The organism is Mycobacterium sp. JS623, from assembly GCF_000328565.1.
In the GTDB taxonomy this organism is placed as follows: domain Bacteria; phylum Actinomycetota; class Actinomycetes; order Mycobacteriales; family Mycobacteriaceae; genus Mycobacterium.
In genome coordinates this window covers 4,381,697-4,401,706 of record NC_019966.1, presented here as the reverse complement: position 1 = coordinate 4,401,706, position 20,010 = coordinate 4,381,697, and the positions used below count along the sequence as shown (strand labels likewise).

General features: G+C 64.6%; 23 protein-coding genes. 14 read left to right on the top strand and 9 right to left on the bottom strand.

The annotated features are described in order from the left end of the window. Nucleotides 1–4 precede the first annotated feature (4 nt). Both MYCSM_RS21455 and MYCSM_RS21450 read left to right on the top strand, forming a co-directional pair. Nucleotides 5–1,303 carry an MCE family protein gene (locus MYCSM_RS21455; RefSeq protein WP_015308269.1) on the top strand — a complete coding sequence of 433 codons (1,299 nt, stop codon included), beginning with the start codon at nucleotides 5–7 and terminating at the stop codon, nucleotides 1,301–1,303. Further along, entirely contained in the window at nucleotides 1,303–2,994 is a 1,692-nt protein-coding gene (locus tag MYCSM_RS21450) for an MCE family protein (RefSeq protein WP_015308268.1), read from the top strand. The genes MYCSM_RS21455 and MYCSM_RS21450 overlap by 1 nt, the downstream gene beginning before the upstream one ends. Nucleotides 2,995–3,005: 11 nt before the next feature. Here the strand turns inward: MYCSM_RS21450 and MYCSM_RS21445 are convergent, their stop codons facing one another. Continuing rightward, entirely contained in the window at nucleotides 3,006–3,524 is a 519-nt protein-coding gene (locus MYCSM_RS21445) for a hypothetical protein (RefSeq protein ID WP_015308267.1), read from the bottom strand. 79 nt (nucleotides 3,525–3,603) lie between these two features. Between MYCSM_RS21445 and MYCSM_RS21440 the strand changes: the two genes are divergently transcribed. After that, complete coding sequence (locus tag MYCSM_RS21440; protein ID WP_015308266.1) at nucleotides 3,604–3,984, top strand: hypothetical protein; 381 nt, start codon at nucleotides 3,604–3,606, stop codon at nucleotides 3,982–3,984. Here MYCSM_RS21440 and MYCSM_RS21435 read toward each other — a convergent pair. Both MYCSM_RS21435 and MYCSM_RS21430 read right to left on the bottom strand, forming a co-directional pair. Next, a complete protein-coding gene (locus MYCSM_RS21435; protein WP_015308265.1) occupies nucleotides 3,981–4,373 on the bottom strand; it encodes a hypothetical protein in 393 nt (130 codons plus the stop codon). The two genes, MYCSM_RS21440 and MYCSM_RS21435, sit on opposite strands and share 4 nt — an antisense overlap. 41 nt (nucleotides 4,374–4,414) lie before the next feature. Then, on the bottom strand, nucleotides 4,415–5,695 hold the full coding sequence (locus MYCSM_RS21430) for a cytochrome P450 (RefSeq protein WP_015308264.1): 1,281 nt from the start codon (nucleotides 5,693–5,695) through the stop codon (nucleotides 4,415–4,417). A gap of 140 nt (nucleotides 5,696–5,835) precedes the next feature. On the opposite strand from MYCSM_RS21430, the gene MYCSM_RS21425 reads away from it, so the two are divergent. Then, entirely contained in the window at nucleotides 5,836–6,474 is a 639-nt protein-coding gene (locus MYCSM_RS21425) for a TetR/AcrR family transcriptional regulator (protein ID WP_015308263.1), read from the top strand. Here MYCSM_RS21425 and MYCSM_RS21420 read toward each other — a convergent pair. From MYCSM_RS21420 to MYCSM_RS21405, 4 genes are read right to left on the bottom strand one after another with little or no spacing between them, the layout of a single operon-like run. After that, entirely contained in the window at nucleotides 6,432–6,893 is a 462-nt protein-coding gene (locus MYCSM_RS21420) for a hypothetical protein (RefSeq protein WP_015308262.1), read from the bottom strand. The two genes, MYCSM_RS21425 and MYCSM_RS21420, sit on opposite strands and share 43 nt — an antisense overlap. Nucleotides 6,894–6,942: 49 nt before the next feature. Next, a complete protein-coding gene (locus MYCSM_RS21415; protein WP_015308261.1) occupies nucleotides 6,943–8,088 on the bottom strand; it encodes a thiolase family protein in 1,146 nt (381 codons plus the stop codon). 15 nt (nucleotides 8,089–8,103) lie between these two features. Continuing rightward, nucleotides 8,104–8,565, bottom strand: coding sequence for a Zn-ribbon domain-containing OB-fold protein (locus MYCSM_RS21410; protein WP_015308260.1), 462 nt, complete (start codon nucleotides 8,563–8,565; stop codon nucleotides 8,104–8,106). 26 nt (nucleotides 8,566–8,591) lie between these two features. Further along, the gene (locus MYCSM_RS21405) at nucleotides 8,592–9,230 is read right to left on the bottom strand and encodes a TetR/AcrR family transcriptional regulator (protein WP_015308259.1); all 639 of its coding nucleotides are present in this window, start codon (nucleotides 9,228–9,230) and stop codon (nucleotides 8,592–8,594) included. Between the two features lie 65 nt (nucleotides 9,231–9,295). Here MYCSM_RS21405 and MYCSM_RS21400 point away from each other — a divergent pair, with 65 nt between their 5' ends. Genes MYCSM_RS21400 through MYCSM_RS21390 form a run of 3 tightly spaced genes read left to right on the top strand, consistent with a single transcriptional unit; the run spans nucleotide 9,296 to nucleotide 10,841 of the window. Further along, on the top strand, nucleotides 9,296–9,721 hold the full coding sequence (locus MYCSM_RS21400) for a nuclear transport factor 2 family protein (protein ID WP_015308258.1): 426 nt from the start codon (nucleotides 9,296–9,298) through the stop codon (nucleotides 9,719–9,721). Next, the gene (locus MYCSM_RS21395) at nucleotides 9,718–10,518 is read left to right on the top strand and encodes an SDR family NAD(P)-dependent oxidoreductase (RefSeq protein ID WP_015308257.1); all 801 of its coding nucleotides are present in this window, start codon (nucleotides 9,718–9,720) and stop codon (nucleotides 10,516–10,518) included. Before MYCSM_RS21400 ends, MYCSM_RS21395 begins: the two co-directional genes overlap by 4 nt. Before the next feature lie 11 nt (nucleotides 10,519–10,529). Further along, on the top strand, nucleotides 10,530–10,841 hold the full coding sequence (locus MYCSM_RS21390) for a VOC family protein (RefSeq protein ID WP_442928505.1): 312 nt from the start codon (nucleotides 10,530–10,532) through the stop codon (nucleotides 10,839–10,841). A 54-nt stretch (nucleotides 10,842–10,895) separates the two neighbouring features. On the opposite strand, the gene MYCSM_RS21385 is transcribed toward MYCSM_RS21390, so the two are convergent. Further along, nucleotides 10,896–11,612 carry an enoyl-CoA hydratase/isomerase family protein gene (locus MYCSM_RS21385; protein WP_015308256.1) on the bottom strand — a complete coding sequence of 239 codons (717 nt, stop codon included), beginning with the start codon at nucleotides 11,610–11,612 and terminating at the stop codon, nucleotides 10,896–10,898. A gap of 81 nt (nucleotides 11,613–11,693) precedes the next feature. Between MYCSM_RS21385 and MYCSM_RS21380 the strand changes: the two genes are divergently transcribed. The 7 genes from MYCSM_RS21380 (at nucleotide 11,694) to MYCSM_RS21350 (ending at nucleotide 19,314) form a co-directional block, all read left to right on the top strand. Then, nucleotides 11,694–13,262 carry an AMP-binding protein gene (locus MYCSM_RS21380; protein WP_015308255.1) on the top strand — a complete coding sequence of 523 codons (1,569 nt, stop codon included), beginning with the start codon at nucleotides 11,694–11,696 and terminating at the stop codon, nucleotides 13,260–13,262. 35 nt (nucleotides 13,263–13,297) lie between these two features. Then, entirely contained in the window at nucleotides 13,298–14,488 is a 1,191-nt protein-coding gene (locus MYCSM_RS21375; RefSeq protein ID WP_015308254.1) for an amidohydrolase family protein, read from the top strand. A 49-nt stretch (nucleotides 14,489–14,537) separates the two neighbouring features. Further along, entirely contained in the window at nucleotides 14,538–15,980 is a 1,443-nt protein-coding gene (locus tag MYCSM_RS21370) for a FadD3 family acyl-CoA ligase (protein ID WP_015308253.1), read from the top strand. A gap of 143 nt (nucleotides 15,981–16,123) precedes the next feature. Further along, a complete protein-coding gene (locus MYCSM_RS21365; RefSeq protein WP_015308252.1) occupies nucleotides 16,124–17,002 on the top strand; it encodes a hypothetical protein in 879 nt (292 codons plus the stop codon). After that, nucleotides 16,999–17,634, top strand: a complete 636-nt coding sequence (locus tag MYCSM_RS21360; RefSeq protein WP_015308251.1) for a hypothetical protein — start codon at nucleotides 16,999–17,001, stop codon at nucleotides 17,632–17,634. The genes MYCSM_RS21365 and MYCSM_RS21360 overlap by 4 nt, the downstream gene beginning before the upstream one ends. 10 nt (nucleotides 17,635–17,644) lie before the next feature. Next, the gene (locus MYCSM_RS21355) at nucleotides 17,645–18,649 is read left to right on the top strand and encodes a patatin-like phospholipase family protein (protein ID WP_015308250.1); all 1,005 of its coding nucleotides are present in this window, start codon (nucleotides 17,645–17,647) and stop codon (nucleotides 18,647–18,649) included. Further along, the gene (locus MYCSM_RS21350) at nucleotides 18,646–19,314 is read left to right on the top strand and encodes an IspD/TarI family cytidylyltransferase (RefSeq protein ID WP_015308249.1); all 669 of its coding nucleotides are present in this window, start codon (nucleotides 18,646–18,648) and stop codon (nucleotides 19,312–19,314) included. The genes MYCSM_RS21355 and MYCSM_RS21350 overlap by 4 nt, the downstream gene beginning before the upstream one ends. Here MYCSM_RS21350 and MYCSM_RS21345 read toward each other — a convergent pair. Then, the gene (locus MYCSM_RS21345; RefSeq protein ID WP_015308248.1) at nucleotides 19,292–20,008 is read right to left on the bottom strand and encodes an IspD/TarI family cytidylyltransferase; all 717 of its coding nucleotides are present in this window, start codon (nucleotides 20,006–20,008) and stop codon (nucleotides 19,292–19,294) included. The two genes, MYCSM_RS21350 and MYCSM_RS21345, sit on opposite strands and share 23 nt — an antisense overlap. Between the last annotated feature and the right edge of the window lie 2 nt (nucleotides 20,009–20,010).

The window sequence follows — 20,010 nt, the reverse complement described above, 5'->3', positions numbered from 1 at the left end:
TCGGATGAAGCGGTTGACCGTGGTTGGCTCGTGCCTCGCATTGACGCTGACCGGCTGCTCGTTCCAGGGACTTAACTCACTGCCGCTGCCCGGCGCGGTAGGCAGAGGACCGGACGCCGTCACCTACCACGTTGAGGTGCCGAACGTTGCGACGCTGGAGTCGAATTCGCCGGTAATGATCAACGACGTGGTTGTCGGCAGCGTCGGCAAGATGACCGTCGAGGGTTGGCATGCTGACGTGCAGATCTCGGTCCAGCCCGACGTGGTCGTGCCCGCCAACAGTGTGGCCACGGTTGGACAGACCAGCCTACTGGGTTCCATGCACCTGGCACTCGATCCGCCGCTGGGTGAAAAGCCAAGCGGCCGACTGCAACCCGGTGCCACACTTGCCTTGAACCAGTCGTCGACCTTCCCGACCACGGAACAGACTCTGTCGTCGCTGTCAGCGGTCGTCAACGCGGGCGGACTCGGGCAGATCGGTGACGTCATCCACAACTTCAGCGTCGCGTTGAACGGTCGCGGCCCCGATGTCCGTGAACTGCTCACCCGGCTAGATAACTTTGTCGGAGTTCTCGATGAGCAGCGGGACAACATCGTCGCGTCCATCCAGCAACTGAATCGGGTTGCCGGCAAATTCGCGGGACAACGCGACGTCATCGACCGTGCGCTCAAGGACATTCCGCCGGCACTGGACGTTTTGAACAGGGAACGGCCCAAGTTCACGACCGCGCTCGAGAAGCTCGGTCAGTTCAGCGATACCACGTCCACGCTCGTCAATGACGCGGGTCAGGATCTGGTGACCAACCTCAAGGACCTGGAACCGGCGCTCAAGGCGCTCGCCGACATCGGTCCCGACATCACCCAGGCCCTCAACTTCGCCCTCGCCTTCCCCTACGGTCCGGCCTTCGCCGACCGAATTACCAAGGGCGACTACATCAACTTGTACGCCGTCTTCGACATCAGTTACCCGCGCCTCAAGCGGACAGTGTTCCTCGGCACGCGGTGGGGCGATGAAGACGCCAAACTGATTCCGGCCCCTGGCGACCCTTGGTACCTCAACTACTCCTACAACCCGTTGTCGCTGGGTGTCGCGCCACCGCCGGCCGAGGCGCTGCCCGCGCCGCAGGCGGCGCCGGGTGGGTCCATGCCCGTTGTGACCGAGCCGTTGTTGCCGGTGGCCCCGCCGCCCGCAATGCCCAATGCCGCACCGATGCCGGCGATTACGACCTCGCAGATCTTCGCTGGGCCCTATGGCGCTGACGCGCCGTCGGCACCCGCACCCGCACCGGGAGGTGGTGGCTGATGCTGACGCGCTTCGTCCGCAACCAGTTGATTATCTTCACCATCGCATCGGTCATCGGCGTTGCGGTGATGGTGTTCACGTACATGCAACTGCCGGCGCTGTTTGGCGTCGGCCGCCTGACGGTCACGCTGGAATTGCCTGCCGCGGGGGGTCTCTACCGGTTCAGCAACGTGACCTACCGCGGTGTGCAGATCGGCGAGGTGACGGGGGTGGAGCTGACCGCCACGGGAGCCAAGGCGACGTTGCGGCTCGCCACGTCTCCGAAGATTCCTGCCGACCTGCAGGCCGAGGTGCGCAGTGTTTCGGCGGTCGGTGAGCAGTACGTGGATCTGCGGCCGCGCACCGATTCTGGGCCGTATCTCAAGGACGGCTCGGTGATTTCGGCCAAGGACACGACGATTCCGCAACAGGTCGGTCCGATGCTGGACCAGGTCAACGAGCTGTTGAAGAGCATTCCGAAGGACAGGATTGCCAACCTGCTCGATGAGACGTTCAAGGCATTCAACGGTGCGGGTGAGGATTTCCAATCACTGGTCGACTCCTCGACGAGCATTACCAAGTACCTCAACGACGTCTCCGATCAGTCGCGCGGATTGATCGAAGATAGTGCGCCGCTTCTGGATTCGCAGGCGAAGACGACTGATGCGATCAGGACGTGGGCGCACAGCCTGGCCGGGATCTCCCAAGAAGTCGCGCAAGACGACCCCGACCTGAGGTCGATCCTGCAGAACGGGCCGGGCTTCGCGAATGAGGTCTCGGGACTGCTGAACCAGATCAAGCCGACGTTGCCAATACTGTTGGCGAACCTCACCACGCTGGGCCAGATCTTCGTCACCTACAACCCGTCGCTGGAACAGCTCCTGGTGCTGCTTCCCGGCACTGTCGCCCTGCAGCAGTCGTTCGGCATCATGAAGAACAACCCGTATGGTCTGCCGTTGAGCGACTTCGCGTTCACCATCAGCGATCCGCCCCCGTGCACTGTCGGTTTCCTACCGCCATCGCAGTGGCGTTCGCCGGCCGATACCAGCGTGATCGACACCCCCGACGGGTTGTACTGCAAGCTACCTCAGGATTCCCCGATCGGCGTCCGTGGCGCCCGCAACCTTCCGTGCATGGGCCACCCCGGCAAGCGCGCCCCGACGGTCGAACTGTGCAACGACCCCAAGGGGTTTCAGCCGATACAGATGCGGCAGCACTATCTCGGTCCGTATCCGATTGACCCCAATCTGATTGCGCAGGGCATTCCGGTCGATGACCGTGTCGACTTCAACGACCGCATCTTCGCGCCGACAGAAGGCACGCCGCTGCCGCCGGGCGCGGCTCCTGCGGGGACCCCGCCAGGGACGCCGCCAGGGCCGCCGAATCCGTTGGCAGCACTAACACCCCCGCCGGCTGCGCCGCCCGGTCCGCCGCCACCGCAGGGCAATTCACTCAACGGCGAGTCGATACCGCCTGCCGACGCTGCGCCACCACCGCAGGGTCCGCTTCCGGGGCCCGTTCCGGATGGCGGTGCAGTTCCTGCCGCCCCGAGTGCGTTCAACGAAAACGGTTCTGGCGGACCGTCAGTCGCGGTCGCACACTACGACCTTCGCACGGGCATCTACGTGGCCCCCGACGGTCAGCTGCAGCGGGTGACCAGTGCGGTGAGTGGCGCTGAACCGAAGTCGTGGAAGGATCTTCTGCCGATCTGATGGCCGAACGGCTAGGAGAGCTTCTCCAGCCGAATCGGCACCTCGATGACGAGGGGCTTGTTGATGCCGCAATTGCCGCTGTCGGCCTGTGTCCGCACGCGGCCAGCGAGGAGATCGCGAATCTTGGTGCTGCGCTGGCTGTTTATCGGGTCCCAGCCCCAAAACCAGAACCGTTGTGTACCCGGCGTGGCCGTGCCGTCGGGACAGGGTTCCCAATTGTCGATGACGCGTTCAGCGAGCCAGTAGTCACCGGTATTGGTCATCTGCGCGGTCCAGCCCTGGTCGCTTGTGACAGTGCCCGTGCAGCGGATCGGACTGGTGCACTCCGAACTCATCGTCCAGGTCTGAATCTGCGTCTGCTCGTCGATGAAGACGTCGTTGGTCTTGGCCCATTCGCCGTTCATGATCATCCGATAGCTGCCGGACAGTTCAACACCGTAATTCGAGGCATACGCCGGCGCTGCCGGACCTAGACTGCTGACCAGGGCCACAGCCGCCGACATGACGGCTGCACTGCGAACTCCATGCATAGCCCCAGAGCCTATCGCGGCTGGTAGCAATCTTCTCCAAAAGGGAGAATTTCGTTCCCGCATATGCCAAAATGCAGGGGTGCGATCCGCCGTCGCAGTGTTTGCTGCGCTGATTTTCTCTGCTACGCTCGCCGTTGCACCGTCGGCGTCCGCGGATCCGACCGACTGCAATTACCCCAGTTGCACGCCAGGCATCATGCCCAACGTCGTGCTGGGCTCCTATTGCGACAACCCCACCTACTACGCGTTCGGCGTGACGTCGTGGGGACGGCTGGTGTTCTGCGGGTCGCCCAGACGATATGAACCGCGGTGGTTCCGCGCGACCGAAATGCACGGCGTCAAGAACGAGGGCGACCCGTGTCCCGCCATGGACGGCGAGATGGCGCAGGCGCCGGACGGCCTCTTCTTGACCTGCGTGGCCGCCGAGGGCGCCAGCCGTTGGGTGCGCGGGGACACCTAGAAAAAGTTCACCCACCGCAGGGCGGAATTTATCTGCGCGCACTTCAGCGGGACACCGGGGGTGCGCATCAGCTGTAAGTCGTTGCCTGCCAAGGGTTGTTGTGCCGTGTCACCCGGGGTGAAGCAGGGCATTGTCACTTCTCGCTCACCGACCAAACGGCCGACCGCTACCCACGTGCCCTGCGGGGTGCAGATGAGGGTGCCGTCGTCGCCGTCGAGGCCGAAGACGAAAGACGGCCGAGGCGCACAGGGCGCGCCCGCGACGACGTTACGAGCGACATTCGGTACGCAGTCGGCTGAATCGCACGCGGCCGCTGACTCACCCGCGAGAGATAGCGCCGCCGCGATCAATCCGCACGCGATGGTCGAAACCGTGATGACCGTGCGCATGTGGCCCCCTTGGAGATCGGTCGACCCCCGCCGCGGCCAGCCTATCCGGCAGGCGTGAACTCGATGTTCAGTTCGGTGAGTCCGCGCAGGATGAATGTCGGCTCGTAGGTGTAGCTGCGGGCGTCGATCGAACCGTGCTTTTCCTCGCTGATCCTGATGTCGGCGAGCCGGTCGAGCAGCCGCTCGATCGAGACGCGACCCTCGACGCGCGCCAGCGGCGCCCCGGGACACGAGTGGATGCCGCGGCTGAACGCGATGTGCTCGCGGACGTTCTTGCGGTCAAGGGAGAACTCGTGCGGATTGTCGAATCGCTTCGGATCGCGGTTGGCCGCGCCGGGGCTGACCATCACCGTGGTGCCTGCAGGCACCGCGGTCTGGCCGAGCGTCGTCGACTTGCGCGCCATGCGGAACACGCTCTTCACCGGGCTGTCCATCCGCAGGCATTCCTCGATGAACACCGGAATGAGGCTGCGGTCGGCGCGCAGTTGCCGCTGGATGTCTGGCCGGTCGCCGAGCACCCGCAGCGCGGCGCCGAGCAGCTTCGCGGTGGTCTCCTGGCCGGCGGCGAACAAGAACGTCGCAGTCCGGACAACGTCGACCACCTCGGGGGTGGAGCCGTCCGGGTACTTCGCGGTGGCGATCGACGTCAGCACATCGTCGCGGGGCGACTCGCGACGCTCCTCGATGTACTGGGAAAACTTCTCGTCGGCCCAAGCCAGCGGGTTCTGCGCGATGACCTCATGGTCGAGGCCACCGATGTTGGTCCCGGGCTGCCCGGCGCCGAAAGACCCGCGGAAATCCTCGTGGTCGGATTCAGGGACGCCGAGCAGATCGGCGACGACCAAGAGCGAGAAGGGCTTTGCGTAGGCGGCGAGGAATTCGCAGCGGCCGTCGGCGATGAACTCGTCGATGTGGCGATCGGCAAGCCGCCACATGAAGTCTTCGTTCTCCTTCAACCGTTTCGGTGTGAGCAGCCGGGACAGGATCGACCGGGCGTCGGTGTGCTGTGGCGGATCCATCGTGACCATGTGCTCGAACATCGGGATCTCGGTGCGGTGCTCCTCGAGCTGCGCGCAGATGTCGTCGCCCTCAGGCGTGAAGGGGATAGGCGTGAACGGGCCCATGACCGCGACGCAGGAGGAGTAGCTCTCGGTGTCCTTGTAGACGGCGCTGGCCGCTTCCCAGCCAGTCACCGCCAGCACGCCATTGTTGATCGGACAGCACACCGGGTCCTTCGCCCTGACGTGGTCGTAGTACGGATGAGGGTCAGGCACCAGCGACGGATCCGTGAAGTAGTCGACGGCGTCGTAGTCGGTGGTCATCTGATGCGCTTCCTTCCGAAACCCGAATGTGCTGAGCACCTGCTTAGCATGCAGGTAGAGTCACGGTCAAGGTGCCACGGCGGTGTGGCGTCTAGCATCGGCGTGTTGACCTCTTAGGCAGCAGATATGGGAGGAATCGCATGGCAGCGGCGCGAAGAATCGGAGCGCCGGACGCGAAGAATCGCGGCGTGTTGCTCGACGCTGCCGAACAACTCCTTCTCGAGGAGGGCTACGCCGCGGTCACGTCGCGTCGGCTCGCTGAGCGGGCCGGCCTCAAGCCTCAGCTCGTGCACTACTACTTCCGCACCATGGAGGACCTCTTCCTCGAGGTTTTCCGCCGCAGGGCTGACGAGGGGCTCAGTGTGCTCAAGACCGCGCTGCAAGCGCCCCAGCCGCTATGGGCACTGTGGAGGTTCAGCACGATGCCGGAGGCCACGCGACTCACCATGGAGTTCATGGGCCTGGCCAACCATCGCAAGGCATTGCGGGCCGAAATCGTCTATTACGCCGAGCGTTTCCGCGACGAGCAGAACAAGGCCATCGCCGCCGCGCTGGAGCGCTACGGCGTCGCTACGTCAGATGTTCCACCGGTCGTCTGGACGGTGTTCGCGACGAGCGTGTCCCAGGGCATCGTGATGGAACGTGCCCTCGGCATGTCCACCGGGCACGCCGAGACGTTCAAGTTCTGCGAGGACTGGCTACGCAAGCTCGAGGGGGAACCTCTGCCGGCCGACGATCACCAGTTGCGCAGCGAGCAGAGCGCGCCCTTCGGCCCTTGATTGGTCTTCACGATCACGCCGTCGACTGCTAATGCGCAGTGGATGTTGGGGCTCTTCGCCGACTCTCCGCCCGTGCCCGCAACCACCATCGCCCACTCGTCGGGGTTCACCAGTCCGACGTCGAGGTTCCACTGCTGACTCGGGCCGACGTCGGCCTCGACCTTCGGGCTGAACTGATAGGGGTTGTGGCTGTAGTCGGCCCAGTTCGGCGGGTCCGTGTCGCGGTAATAGATGTTGACGGTGAAGGGCTGCTCCGCCCAGATCGTGTAGTGAACGTTGTGCAGTGGGGGTGGCGGTGGCGCGTCGTCGTCTGCGGCCGCGGTCGAAGCTGCCGAGAGCAGATAGGCAGCTGCCAGCGCCGTCGCCGACATGACGCCGAGCAACGGCCTGGTCCATCTGGGCGCAGGCGAAAACATCATTTCCGAGATCTTAGAACGTTGTTTCCGCACCGGGGTTCCGAATGAGGGATTACAGGCTCAGTATCGTTGCCGACGCGGTGCCGGGGGCGCCATAGACCTGCGCGAGTCCGACCTGCGGCTCGCCGGGCACCTGCCGATCGCCTGCCTCGCCGCGCAGTTGGCGCACGAGTTCATGCACCTGGCGCAGGCCCGAAGCGCCGATCGGCTCGCCGTTGGCGATCAGCCCACCGTCGGTGTTGATCGGCATCGACCCGTGGATCTCGGTGGCGCCGTCGGCGAGGAGCTTCTCCTGCTCACCGTCCGCGCACAGGCCGGTCTCGGCCATATGGATGACCTCGGCGCCGGCGTCGGTGTCCTGCAGCTGGGCGACGTCGACGTCCTCGGGCCCGATGCCCGCGGCCTCGTAAGCGGCCTTGGCCGCGAACACTGTCGGCGAGGGATCTTCATCGAGCGGCGCGGACGTCGCGTGCACCTCGTAGGCGCCGAACGTGCGCGTGCGGATCTCGGTGGCCCGCACATAGACCGGCTTATCGGTGAACTTGTGTGCGATGTCGCCGCGGCACATGATCACCGCCGCCGCGCCCTCGTCGGGCGCGCAGAACATGTACTGCGTCAGCGGGTAGTTCAGCACGGTCGAGTTGAGGATCTCTTCCTCGGAAATCGGCTTGCGGCGGAACGCATTAGGGTTCTTCTCACCATTGCGGAAGTTCTTGGCGGCCACCTTCGCCAGCGTCGCCTGCGAGATGCCGTGCTTGTGGATGTAGTGGTTGGCCTTCATCCCGAAGAACTTGGTGGTGACGAACTGGCCGTTTTCCGCGTACCACTGCGGCAGCGCGAGCTTCGCCGGGTCGTCGGTGAACGCGCCGCGCGGGTGCTTGTCCAATCCGATCGCGATGCCGATGTCGTACTTGCCGAGCCGGATGGTGTCCGCCGTCTGCTGGATCGCGGACGCGGCCGTGGCGCAGGCGTTGAACACATTAGTGAAAGTGATGCCGGTCAGGCCGACGAGGCGCGTGACCGCGTCGGGGTTGGAGACCTCATGGCTGCCGCCGAAGCCGAACTGGATGTCCTTCCACTGCACACCTGCGTCGGAGAGCGCGGCCTGGATCGCGTCGGCGCCCATCTCCATGGCGGTCTTGTCGAAGCGTCCGAACGGGTGTAGGCCCACGCCGATGATGGCGACGTCGTTGGTCATCGTCGGTATTCCTCTCTAGACCGGCTGGAAGGCGAACGTGACGACCTCGTTGCCATCTTCGTCGGTGGTGAACGGGATCATGGTCAGTTCGACTTCCTGACCGAATGCAAGCTTGGCTGGGTCGTTTTCGGTGAGCCGGCCCTCGACCCGGATGACGGCCTCCTCTTGCAGGCCGAGTTGCACCAACCCGACGCCGAACGGGACGAAGTCCTTACCGGTCGGACCCTTGTAGGGCGCCCCGGGCGGGAAACCCTGGGTGGTCCAGGCGACGAGGGTGCCGCGCCGCGGTAGCAACACGTCGGACATCTCACCGGCGCTGCACTTGGGGCACCACTGTTGAACGGGAAAGACGGTTGCCCCGCATTTGCCGCAGGTGCTACCGATGAGCTGAGGGTTCTCGTCGGGCCAGGTCGAGATCTCCGGCGCGAGCGCAATCTGCAATGGTGACACGTCGTTGACGATAACCGGAAATGCCATTCTCGTCTAGAGAGAACATGTCGGCGCTACGGCTGACGGTAGCCCTCGACCAGAGCCGCGATGTCGCGGCCAACGACCTCGGCGAACGGGCGCTTTCCGTATGTGCCCGCCGCCCAGTGCCGGGCGCCTTCGCTCACCATCGACTGCGCGACGTTCGCGACGTGGGCGACGTCGAAATGCTTCGGCAGCTTGCCGTCCTGCTTTGCCCGCTCGAACACCTCCGCAAAGATCAGCGACGTCCGCTCCAGGTGGTCATGGCCGGACAGGGCCTGGCGGTAGCCCTCGAGGATCGCCTCGATGACGAGCTCCGGGGTGCTGCGTCGCATGCTGTCCTCGATGGTCGCCAGTACGGCCGTGATGACGGCGGGCACCTCATACGGCTTGCCAAGCAGCTCGGTGGCCACCCCGTGTGCGACGTCCGTCGAGAGGACCCCGACTTCGAACAGCACGTCCTCTTTGCGAGGGAAATAGAAGTAGAACAACGCCTTCGAAACACCCGCAGCCCGGCAGATATCGGCCACCGTCGTGCGCGAATACCCGTTGGCCCGCCACAGCGCCATTGCGGCTTGCACCAGCGACCGTTTGGTCTCGTGCGAGCGGGCCTGCTGAAAGGAAGCACGACGCTGACCCTGGTCAGCAACCGGCGCCTTCGTTATCTCAGCCATTTGCAATCATTTTCCGTGTTCGGGCATAGTTGACCCGAGTCTAACTTATGAAATAGCCTCGCCGTGTGGACGCCGACAAAGAGCAGATCGCCGAGGTGCTGGTCCGCTACGCCACCGGGATCGATTTCAAAGACTGGGCGCTGTTGCGCACCTGCTGGACCGAGGACGTCGACGTCGATTACGGCGAGGTCGGGCGATACTCGGGCGCCGACGCGATCACCGGGTTGATGGAGCAACTGCACAACGCGATGGGCCCGACCTATCACCGACTGACCAACTTCGCGATTGCGGTCGATGCTGACCGCGCGACGGCTCGGTCATACGTGCATGCCGTATTGCAGGCGATCCCGGATGATGCGGCCAGTTGGGTTGAGGCCCTCGGTCATTACGACGACGAACTCACCCGGACGTCCGAGGGCTGGCGCATTGCCCGTCGCACCACGAACATCGCGCGGGTGCACGCAGGCGCGGCGTCGCGTTCCCCATCATGACCGACTTCACGCAGAAATACGGCCAGTGGGCGGTGATCGCCGGCGCATCCGAAGGTATCGGTGCCAGCCTGGCCGACCAATTGGGCGCGCGCGGACTGGATCTCGTGCTGATTGCGCGAAACGGCGCGCTGCTTGACAAAGTGGCCGGCCGGGCTCGCGACGCGCACGGCGTACAGACGCGCGTAGTTGTTCAGGACCTGACTGACGCCGATGTGCGCGCCAAAGTGGCCGATGCGACCGAAGGCCTCGACGTTGGTCTGTTGATTTACAACGCGGGCGCCTCGGACCGCACCACGACCTTCTTGGAGAACGAACTCGACTACTCGCTCGAGCAGATCAAGCTGGACTGCGTGGGCCCAACCACCTTGGTGCACCACTTCGGTGGCGCCATGAGAGAGCGTGGCCGCGGCGGCATCGTGCTGGTCGCGTCCCTGGCCTGCCTGGCGGGTTCGGCGACCCTCGCGATGTACTCCGCGGTCAAGGCGTTCCAGCACAACTTCGCCGAAGGACTGTGGGCTGAGCTGCGGCCGCGCGGCGTTGACGTCTGCTGCACGCCGCTCGGCATGACCTATACCCCTGCCTTTCAGCGCATGGGCATTGAATACGACCCCGCCGCGCACATGCTGTCCGAAGACGTGGCGCGCGAAATCATCGAGAACATCGGTAATGGCCCCGTCCACGTCGTCGGGGAGAACAACCGCGCGGCCTCGGCTGCGATCTGGACCATCGATCGACGCTCGCTGGTGGAGATGATGAGCGCCGCCTCAATGGATTTCGCATCACGGAGGAACACCTGACATGCGGGCGGTTGCACGACGACACGCCAAGTATCTTTACCGAGTTCCTTGCAGCCAAAGGCCCGGGCTATCACCAGTTGGCTTATTGGGCAGAGGATTTCGATGAGACGATGAAGGCCGTCGAGGGGGCAGGCTGGCCGGTGGTGTGGTCTGGTGGTGAGGGTTTTGGCGTGCGCTTCGCGTATGTCGAACCGCCGAATAGCCCGGCCACGGTCGTGGAGATCTCCGAACTCACCGAGGGGCAGGCGGCCACCGCGAAGTTCATCCGCGATACCGCGGCGAACTGGGACGGCACCGACCCGATCCGCGAAATGGGTGGCTAGCGACTTGCGTGCGATCCGGAGGGCTCACCGCTCCGAAACACGCACCCAAACCACCTACTTGCCGCGCTTCATCACTTTGTCCGCGGCGGCCCAGTGCTCGTCGGCCACCCACAGCCGCGCGAAGGCGGTGACCGCCTCCGTCGTTGAGACGCCCTTCATCACGCGCTTGATCTCGCCGGCGGGTCGGCCCGCCAGCGCCTTCGCGATACCCCGCCAGCCTTCGTCGAACGATGTCCGCGGAAAAACCTTGTCCACCAAGCCGATTCGCTCTGCATCGGGGGCGTCGAGCACCGTGCCAGCGCCTGCCAGCAGCAGCGCCTTGCTGTAGCCGACCAATGCGACCAGTCGTTCGGCGCCGCCCCACGCAGGCATGATCTCCAGCGTCACCTGATTGAAGCCGATCTTGATGTCGTCGGCGGCGATCCGGATGTCGGCCGCCACCGCGAACTCGGCCCCGCCCCCCAGTGCATGACCGTTCAGCGCCGCGATGGTGGGCGCGGGGAACGCGGCAATCCGATCGCAGATCGTGCGCATTCGGAACGCCATCGACAACGCCTCATACTCGGTGCGCAGCGCGCTGAGTTCCTTGAGATCGCCGCCGGAGACAAATGCGCGGTCGCCCGCACCCGTCAGCACCAACGCCCGCGCGCCATCGGCACCGTCGAGCGCCTTCTCCAACTGGTCCATCGTCTCCAGAGAGATTGCGTTGCGGGCATGCGGCCGGTCGATGGTGACGACCGCCAGGCCGTCGTCGAATTCGAGGTCGACCATCAAGCATTCTCCGTCTGCGGTATTGGCATTCTCTCTACAGGAGAATAGCATCGCAGCGGAGTGGAGGTGCCGCTGAACGCCATGCGAAAAATCCCTGTTGAGCTGACAAAGCGTTACCAGGAAGAAGGGTGGTGGACGGACGAGACGCTCGGCGATCTGGTCGCCGGCGGCCTCCGCGCCAACCCCGAAACCGGCTTCGTCGTGCATTCGGCCGTCCGGCCCTACGCGGGCACATTCCGTGACGTCGAACTAGAGGCACGCAGGCTCGCGGCTGGCCTGCACACTCGCGGGGTCGGGCCAGGGGACGTGATCGCGCTTCAACTCCCCAATTGGAAAGAGGCCGCGGCGACCTTCTGGGCGTCGACGTTCCTTGGCGCGGTGACAGTCCCGATCGTGCACTTCTACGGACGCAAGGAACTCACCCACATCCTCGGCACGGCCAAGCCCCGCGTCTTCATCTCGGCAGAAGAGTTCGGGCGCATGAAGTTTCAGCCCGATCTTTGTGAGGACATCCCGATCGTGGGGCTCGTCGGCGGCAACACCGGCGAGCGCTCGCGCGAGGCGCATGACTACGGCGAGCTGCTCGCGGATGAACCGATGCAAGGCACCCTGGCCACCGACCCCGCGGGCCCGGCATTGATCGCCTTCACCTCTGGCACGACGAGCAACCCGAAAGGCGTTGTGCACAGCCATCAAACGCTGGGCTGCGAGACGCGCCAACTGTTGGAGAACTACCCGGACGACCGCGGCCGCCAGCTCACGGGCACCCCGATCGGACATTTCATCGGTATGCTCGGCGCGTTTTTGATCCCGGTACTTGAAGGCGCACCGATCGATCTCTGCGATGTGTGGGATCCGGCTCAGGTGCTCAAGCTCATTGAGCGCGAAGGGCTTTCGATCGGTGGCGGACCGCCGTATTTTGTGACCAGTGTGCTGGACCATCCCGATTGCACCCCGGAACACCTGAAGCATTTCACGACCGTCGGCCTCGGCGGATCGACGGTCCCCGCAGCGGTCACCCGGCGGCTGGCCGACCTCGGCATGTTCGTCTTCCGCTCCTATGGCAGCAGCGAGCACCCATCCATCACGGGTTCGGCGCCCACCGCGCCTGAAGACAAACGGCTCTACACCGACGGCAATCCGCGACCTGGCGTGGAAATCCGGCTCGGACCCGACGGTGAGATCTTCAGCCGTGGCCCCGACCTGTGCCTCGGCTACACCGATCCGGAACTGACCGCGAAGGCCTTCGACGAGGACGGCTGGTATTCCACCGGCGATGTCGGTGTGATCGACGACGACGGCTATCTGACAATCACCGATCGCAAGGCGGACGTCATCATCCGCGGCGGCGAGAACATCAGCGCCCTTGAGGTCGAAGAGGTGCTGCTCACCATGCCCAGCGTGGTGGAGGCCGTGGTGGTCGCCGCGCCCGACGACCGGCTGGGCGAACGGACGGCCGCGGTGCTTCGCGTCAAGGCCGGGCAGCCGATGCCCACCCTGGATGAGGTGCGCGACCACTTCAAACGGGCAGGCGTCGCGACGCAGAAGTGGCCAGAGGAACTGCACAAAGTCGACGATTTTCCCCGCACCGCCAGTGGCAAGGTGCAGAAGTTCCTGGTGAGGCAGGATATTGCGACATGTCGAAACTGAGAATAAGATTCTCGTGACAAGATAAGGAGTCTTCCATGGGTCAACTGTCGCATCGGGTCGACATACCGTTCCCGCTGTTCGATGCGGACAATCACCTGTACGAGCCGCCAGAGGCGATGACCAAGTACCTGCCCAAGGAGTACAAGGACGTCGTCCAGTACGTCGAGGTAAACGGCCGGACCAAGATTGCGCTGCGCGGTGTGATCAGCAACTACATCCCGAACCCCACCTTCTCGGTGGTCGCCAAGCCTGGCGCGTGGGAGGAGTACTTCAAGTTCGGTAACCCCGACGGCAAGAGCAAGCGCGAGTTGTTCGGTGAGCCGATGAGGGCCATTCCGGCGTTCTTCGAGCCCGCTCCGCGCCTCGAAAAGATGAATGAGCTCGGTATCGAGCGCTCTCTGATGTTCCCGACGCTGGCGAGCCTGATCGAGGAGCGCCTCTCCGACGACCCGGTCGCCATCCACGTCCTCATCCACTCGCTCAACCAGTGGCTTGACGAGGTGTGGGGCTTCAACTACCAGAACCGCATCTTCACCACCCCGGTCATCACCCTGCCCATCGTCGAGAAGGCGATCGAGGAGCTGGAGTGGTGCGTCAAGCGCGGTGCTCGTGCGATCTTGATCCGCCCGGCGCCGGTGCCCGGTTTTCGTGGCCCGCGGTCGTTCGCGCTGCCCGAGTTCGACCCGTTCTGGGAGAGGGTTGTGCACCACGACGTGTTCGTCGGCATGCACTCGTCGGACAGCGGCTACTCGCGCTACACCTCCGAGTGGGACGGCGCCGCGCAGGAGATGCTGCCCTTCCAGACCAACGCGATGTCGATCCTCAACGAGTGGCGTCCGATCCAGGATGCGGTGGCCTCGTGGGTGATTCACGGCGCACTTTTCCGGCACCCGAAGCTGAAGGTGGGCATCGTCGAGGCAGGTTCGAAGTGGATGTTCCCATTGCTCGATTCGATGGCCGAGGTGTGGAAGAAGGCGCCTGAGGCGTTCCTCGGCAACCCGATCGAGGAGATCAAAAACCGCATCTACGTCAGCCCGTTCTACGAGGAAGGCATCGACGATCTGATCAACCTGATCGGCGTCGACCAGGTGCTGTACGGCTCCGACTGGCCGCACCCCGAAGGCCTGGCGGAACCGACCCACTACGTGACCGCGCTCGAGCATCTTTCGCTCGAGGACCAGGCGAAGATCATGGGCGGCAACCTGGGGCGTCTCGTCACGACGTGACCGCCCTGCGACGGTCAAGGACGGGACGTCCGCTGAGGAGCAGGGCTAGATGACGGGGCTTTGGGAGACCATCCCCGAGATGGTCTTGAGCGCGGCGGATCGCTTCGGCGACGCGGAAGCGGTCGTCGACGGTCCGCTGCGTCTCACGTTCACTGAAGTAGTCGCGCGGATCCGGTGTGCCGCAGGGGCATTCGCCGATATCGGCATCGAAAAGGGTGACCGGGTCGCGATCTGGGCGCCCAACTGCGCGGAGTGGATCATCGCGGCATTCGGATTGCTCACCGCCGGCGGCGTGCTGGTACCGGTCAACACGCGGTTCAAACCCGACGAGGCCGCCGACATCATCGGCCGCAGCGGCGCGAAGGCGGTGCTTGTCCAAAAGGGGTTCCTCGGGCTGGACTACACCGCCCCAGCAGGCGTGCCCGTCATCGGCCTCAAGTCCGAATTCCTGTCTGGCGGTTCACCGTTTCACCGCGAGGTCGCGGGCACGGACATCTCCGACATCATCTTCACCTCGGGCACGACCGGCAGGCCCAAGGGCGCCAGGATGAACCACCGTCAGACGCTGCGGATGTACGAGGAATGGGCAACGCTGGCGGATCTGCGCGAGGGCGACCGCTATCTGATGATCAACCCATACTTCCACACCTTCGGGTTGAAGGCAGGCCTGATCACGTCCTTCCTGCGCGGAGCGACGATGCTTCCGGTTGCGGCGTTCGACATCGACCGTGTCGTGGAACTGGTTGAGGCCGAACGGATCACGATGCTTCCCGGGCCGCCGACGCTGTATCACTCGCTGCTCGCCGTCGAGGCTAAGGACAAGCTCGCGACGCTGCGCGCGGGCGTGACAGGTGCGGCCGACATCCCGGTGGAATTGGTCCACCGGATCCACGAGGAACTTCCGTTCCAAACGTTGATGACGGGCTATGGCCTCACCGAGGCCGGCAATGTCACCCTCTCTCGACCCGGCGACTCGTTCGAAGACGTTGCGACGACCGCTGGATTGCCGTGCGAGGACGTCGAAGTGCGGGTTGCCGACGACGGGGAGGTGCTCGTGCGTGGCTACGGCGTCATGCAGGGCTACCTCGACGACCCTGTCGCCACGGCAGAAGCCATCGATGCCGACGGCTGGCTGCAGACCGGAGACCTCGGGAGCTTCACCGACTCGGGGCGGTTGCGAATCGTCGGCCGCAAGAAGGACATGTTCATCGTCGGCGGCTTCAATGCATACCCCGCCGAGATCGAAGGCTTTTTGCTGGAGCACCCCGCCGTCGCCCAGGCCGCCGTGATCGGGGTTCCCGATGAGCGGATGGGTCAGGTGGGCAAGGCATTCATCGTGCGCAAGGACGGCAAGACCGCCGTCAGCGGCGATGAGCTGATGGCTTGGAGCCGCGACAGAATGGCTGGATTTAAGGTTCCTCGGTTCGTTGAGTTCCTCGACCAGCTACCGTTGAACGCCACGGGCAAGGTGATGAAGGACAAATTGCGCTGAGCGCTCGCACAGCGCGTAAATAGCATTTCCGCAGCAAACGCATCGTCTGACCCCATCCGGGGATGCGGTATCGTCGCGGCAATACTCAAAAATGAATAATGCCATTCTCATTGAGTAGCAGTTTGCAGAATTAGGAGGTCGCTGTGCCGTCTTTCAGGCGCCGCGCGTCGGTGCTCGACGCTGACCGCGTCGGTGAGCCGAAGCAGGAGCCTGATCGGCCGGCCAACGCTGCCGAAGCATTGGCTCTCGCCGAAGAGGCAGAGGCCGAAGCCGCAGAAGCGGAGGCCGTCGCGGCCGCCGCCCGTGCGAAGGCTCGCGCCATCCGGTTGCGCAGGGCTGCCGCAGAAGCCGCGACCGTCGACGCCCAGACCGAGGCTGCGGAAGCAGACGTCGACTCCGAGACCGATGTCGCGGACTCTGAGCCCAGATCCCCCGAGGCGGTCGAGTTGACCGAATCGAGCGCGGATGTCAGCGATGGCGCCGAGGAGTCGCCCGCAGAACCGGTCCGCCAGCGTCGCGGGCGCGGCCGGATTCTCAAGATCGTTGCCGCCGTGCTCGCCGCTGTCGTCGCGGTTGCCGGCACGGCAGTGCTGGTCTTCGTCAGCGTGTTGATGATCAACCACCATCGCCATCAGGTCGCCGACGATCAGCGCCGCGCGGAGTACAGCGCAGCGGCCCGGCAGAGCGTCGTGACACTGATGTCGTTGGATTTCAACAAGGCGAAGGAGGACGTGCAGCGCATCATCGACAACGCCACCGGCCAGTTCAAGGACGACTTCAAGAGCCAGGCCGACGACTTCATCAAGGTTGCGCAGGACTCGAAGGTGATCACCGAGGTCACCGTCAACGCCACGGGCGTCGAGTCGATGACCGACGACACGGCCGTCGTGCTGGTGTCGGCGTCATCGCGCGTCACCAACTCCGCGGGCGCCAAGCAGGAGCCCCGGTCGTGGCGGCTGTCCGTGAACCTCAAGCGTGAGGGCGGTCAGATCAAGATGGAGAAGGTGGAGTTCGTACCGTGACCACGAAGAACAGCGCCGACGTGACCGACGTCGACGAGACTGATGCAGACCAGGTCACCGACGTCGACAAGGCCACTGACGGATCCACCGAAACCGACGACGCGACAAGCGAAACCGACGGCAAGCGGCGTCGGTCGGGACTCGCGATGGCCGGGATAATCGGTGCCATCGTGTTGACGATCGCCCTGCTCGCGTCGGCAGGCGCGGCGACCTGGCTGTATTTCGGCCAATACCGCACTGACCAGAAAACCGACGATGCCGCGGCCAAGGTTGTGCTTGACGCCGCGAAACGCGGCACGGTCGCGATGCTGTCGTACTCACCCGAGACCCTCGACAAAGACTTCGCGAATGCGAAGTCGCATCTGACCGGTGACTTCCTTTCGTACTACACGAATTTCACCCAGCAGATCGTCACACCTGCGGCCAAGCAGAAGGCAGTCAAGACCAGCGCGGCCGTCGTGCGGGCTGCGGTGTCCGAACTGCATCCGGACTCAGCCATGGTGCTGGTGTTCATCAACCAGAACACCACCAGCAAGGAGAATCCCGACGGCGCCTTTGCCGCGAGCGCGGTCAAGGTGGGACTGAAGAAAATCAACGGCACCTGGCTCATTTCGCAATTCGATCCCGTGTAGCGTCGGCGCCGTGGCGAAGCCGAAGCCTGCGGACCTGGTGTTGTCCGGCGGCGGTGTCAAAGGCATCGGTTTGGTGGGGTCCGTCGTTGCGTTGATGGACGCCGGGTACGGCGCCCAACGTGTGTCGGGAACGTCTGCCGGCTCGATCGTCGGCGCGATCGTCGCGGCCGCATCAATGGGCAACCAGCTCACCGGGGACGAAGTCAAAGAGCTTGCGCTGCAGCTGGATTACCACAAGTTCACCGACCCGGGCGCCATCGAACGCTTTCCGATTCTCGGCCCCTCGGTGGCTGTGTTGCGGGGAACGGGTATCTACAAGGGCGACTACGCGCACGACTGGATCCGCAGCCAGCTTGCGAACCTCGACGTGCGCACGTTCGGTGACCTGGCCATTGACGACGACGACTTGCCGCCTGAGCGGCGCTACAAGCTGGTCGTGACGGTCGCCGATGTGACGACTGGGCAGTTGGTGCGGCTGCCGTGGGACTATCGCCGGGTCTACGGCCTGGATGCCGACGAACAGCCCGTCGCTGATGCGGTGCGCGCGTCGATGGCGATCCCGTTCTTCTTTCGTCCCGTCACGCTAACGGCCTCCAGCGGCTTGACGTCCACGTTGGTGGACGGTGGAATCCTGTCGAACTTTCCGATCGACTCACTCGACCGCCACGACGGACGCAAACCTCGCTGGCCCAGCTTCGGTGTCACGGTTCTGCCGAACCTTCCCGAAGGCAACGACAAGGTGATTCCCGCGCTGGCGCCTCTGCGGATGCTCGGCGCGCCGCATCTGCTGGAAGGCGTCATCACCGCGGCGCTCGTCGGCCGCGATCAGGCCTACCTCAACGAGCCGTGGGTGAGTGCGAGGACCATCCGAGTGGATTCGACGGACGTCGGCTTCCTCGATTTCGATATTTCTGACAACGAGATCGAGGCGCTGTACGCGAAAGGGTATGCGGCCACGGAAAAGTTCCTGGCCACCTGGGACTGGGACGCCTACCTCGAGCGCTTCCGCCGATGAGCGATGGGCTCGCAGCGATCCTGCCGCTGCCCACGGCACTCGCGGGAAACCCCTGGGCGGTGTTGGGCCCGTTGGCGGGGGAGGCGTCACTGGTGCGCGTCGCGCGCGGAATGCCCGGCGCTGCTGTGGTCGTCGCCGCCGCGGCGCTGGCGGGCCTAGTCCGAGAAGCCCTTGCGGCTCAAGGCTTATCGGCGGTCGATGTCGTCACCGTCGAGGAGCCGGGCTCGCGGGCGCAATGCCTGGCCGCCGGACTGCAGCACTTTCGCGATTCGCCGCACCACGTCCTGATTCACGACATCCGGCGGCCGCTGGCACCAGATAGCCTGCGCGACAGGGTGATTGACGCCCTGCTAGCGGGTAGCCCCATCGTGATGCCCACGCTCGCTGTGATTGACAGTGTGAAGGCCGTCGACGAGAACGGGTCGGTGACCGACACTCTTGACCGCTCGACGCTTCAAGCCGTGCAGTATCCGCGCGGGTTCGCCGTCGACGAACTGTCCCGGCTGCTGGCCGGACGCACCTCTGAGGACTTCGACGAGCTCGACGAAGCGCTGCGCAGCGGCACGCCGATCACCATGGTCGACGGTGACGCCGCCGCGTTCGTGGTCGAATTGCCAAGGGATACCGGCTATGTCGAGGCGATCATCGCGAGTCGGCAGCATTGAGCAGACGGGCCGCGACGGCCACGTCCTGCGCGTAGGTCACCTTCAGGTTGGCCGCCTCGCCGGGGAAGGTGCGCACCTGTTCCTCGGTGTACTTCTCGATGCACGACGACGTGTCGGTGCCCTCGAATCCCTCTGCCGCGGCGGCCCGATAGGCGCGCAGCAGGGGACGTGCCCGAAATGCCTGCGGCGTCTGCACGCGCACCAATCCGCCGCCGGTCGACTCCACACCGGCGGGCCCCTGCCGCACCACGTCCGGAATGGTCAATGCCGGTATCGCCCCGCCGAACTCGCGCGCAAGCGCCAGCGCTGTGACGAACATGTCGTGGCGCGCCAGCGGTCGCGCCGCGTCGTGAATGAGCACCACACCCACCACGCCTGACTCGATGTCGTCAGCGAGATAGCGCAGCACGTTGAATTCGGACGCGTGCCTGGTGTCCCCGCCCTCGACCAGTTCCACTGCGCTGCCGGGCAGTTCCTTCGCCACGGTGTCGCGCGCGAGGCCGAGTTCGCCGCACCGGTAAACCAGCACCGTGCGGGCGATCTCGGTGACTTGCGTGACGGAGGAGAGCGACCAGGCCACCATGCTGCGGCCCGCCAGCGGCAGGTATGCCTTGTTGCCGTCGGCACCGACTCGGGTGCCAAGGCCGGCGGCCAGCACCACCCCAACGGCGTAGGGTTCCTGCGGCGTACTCACGC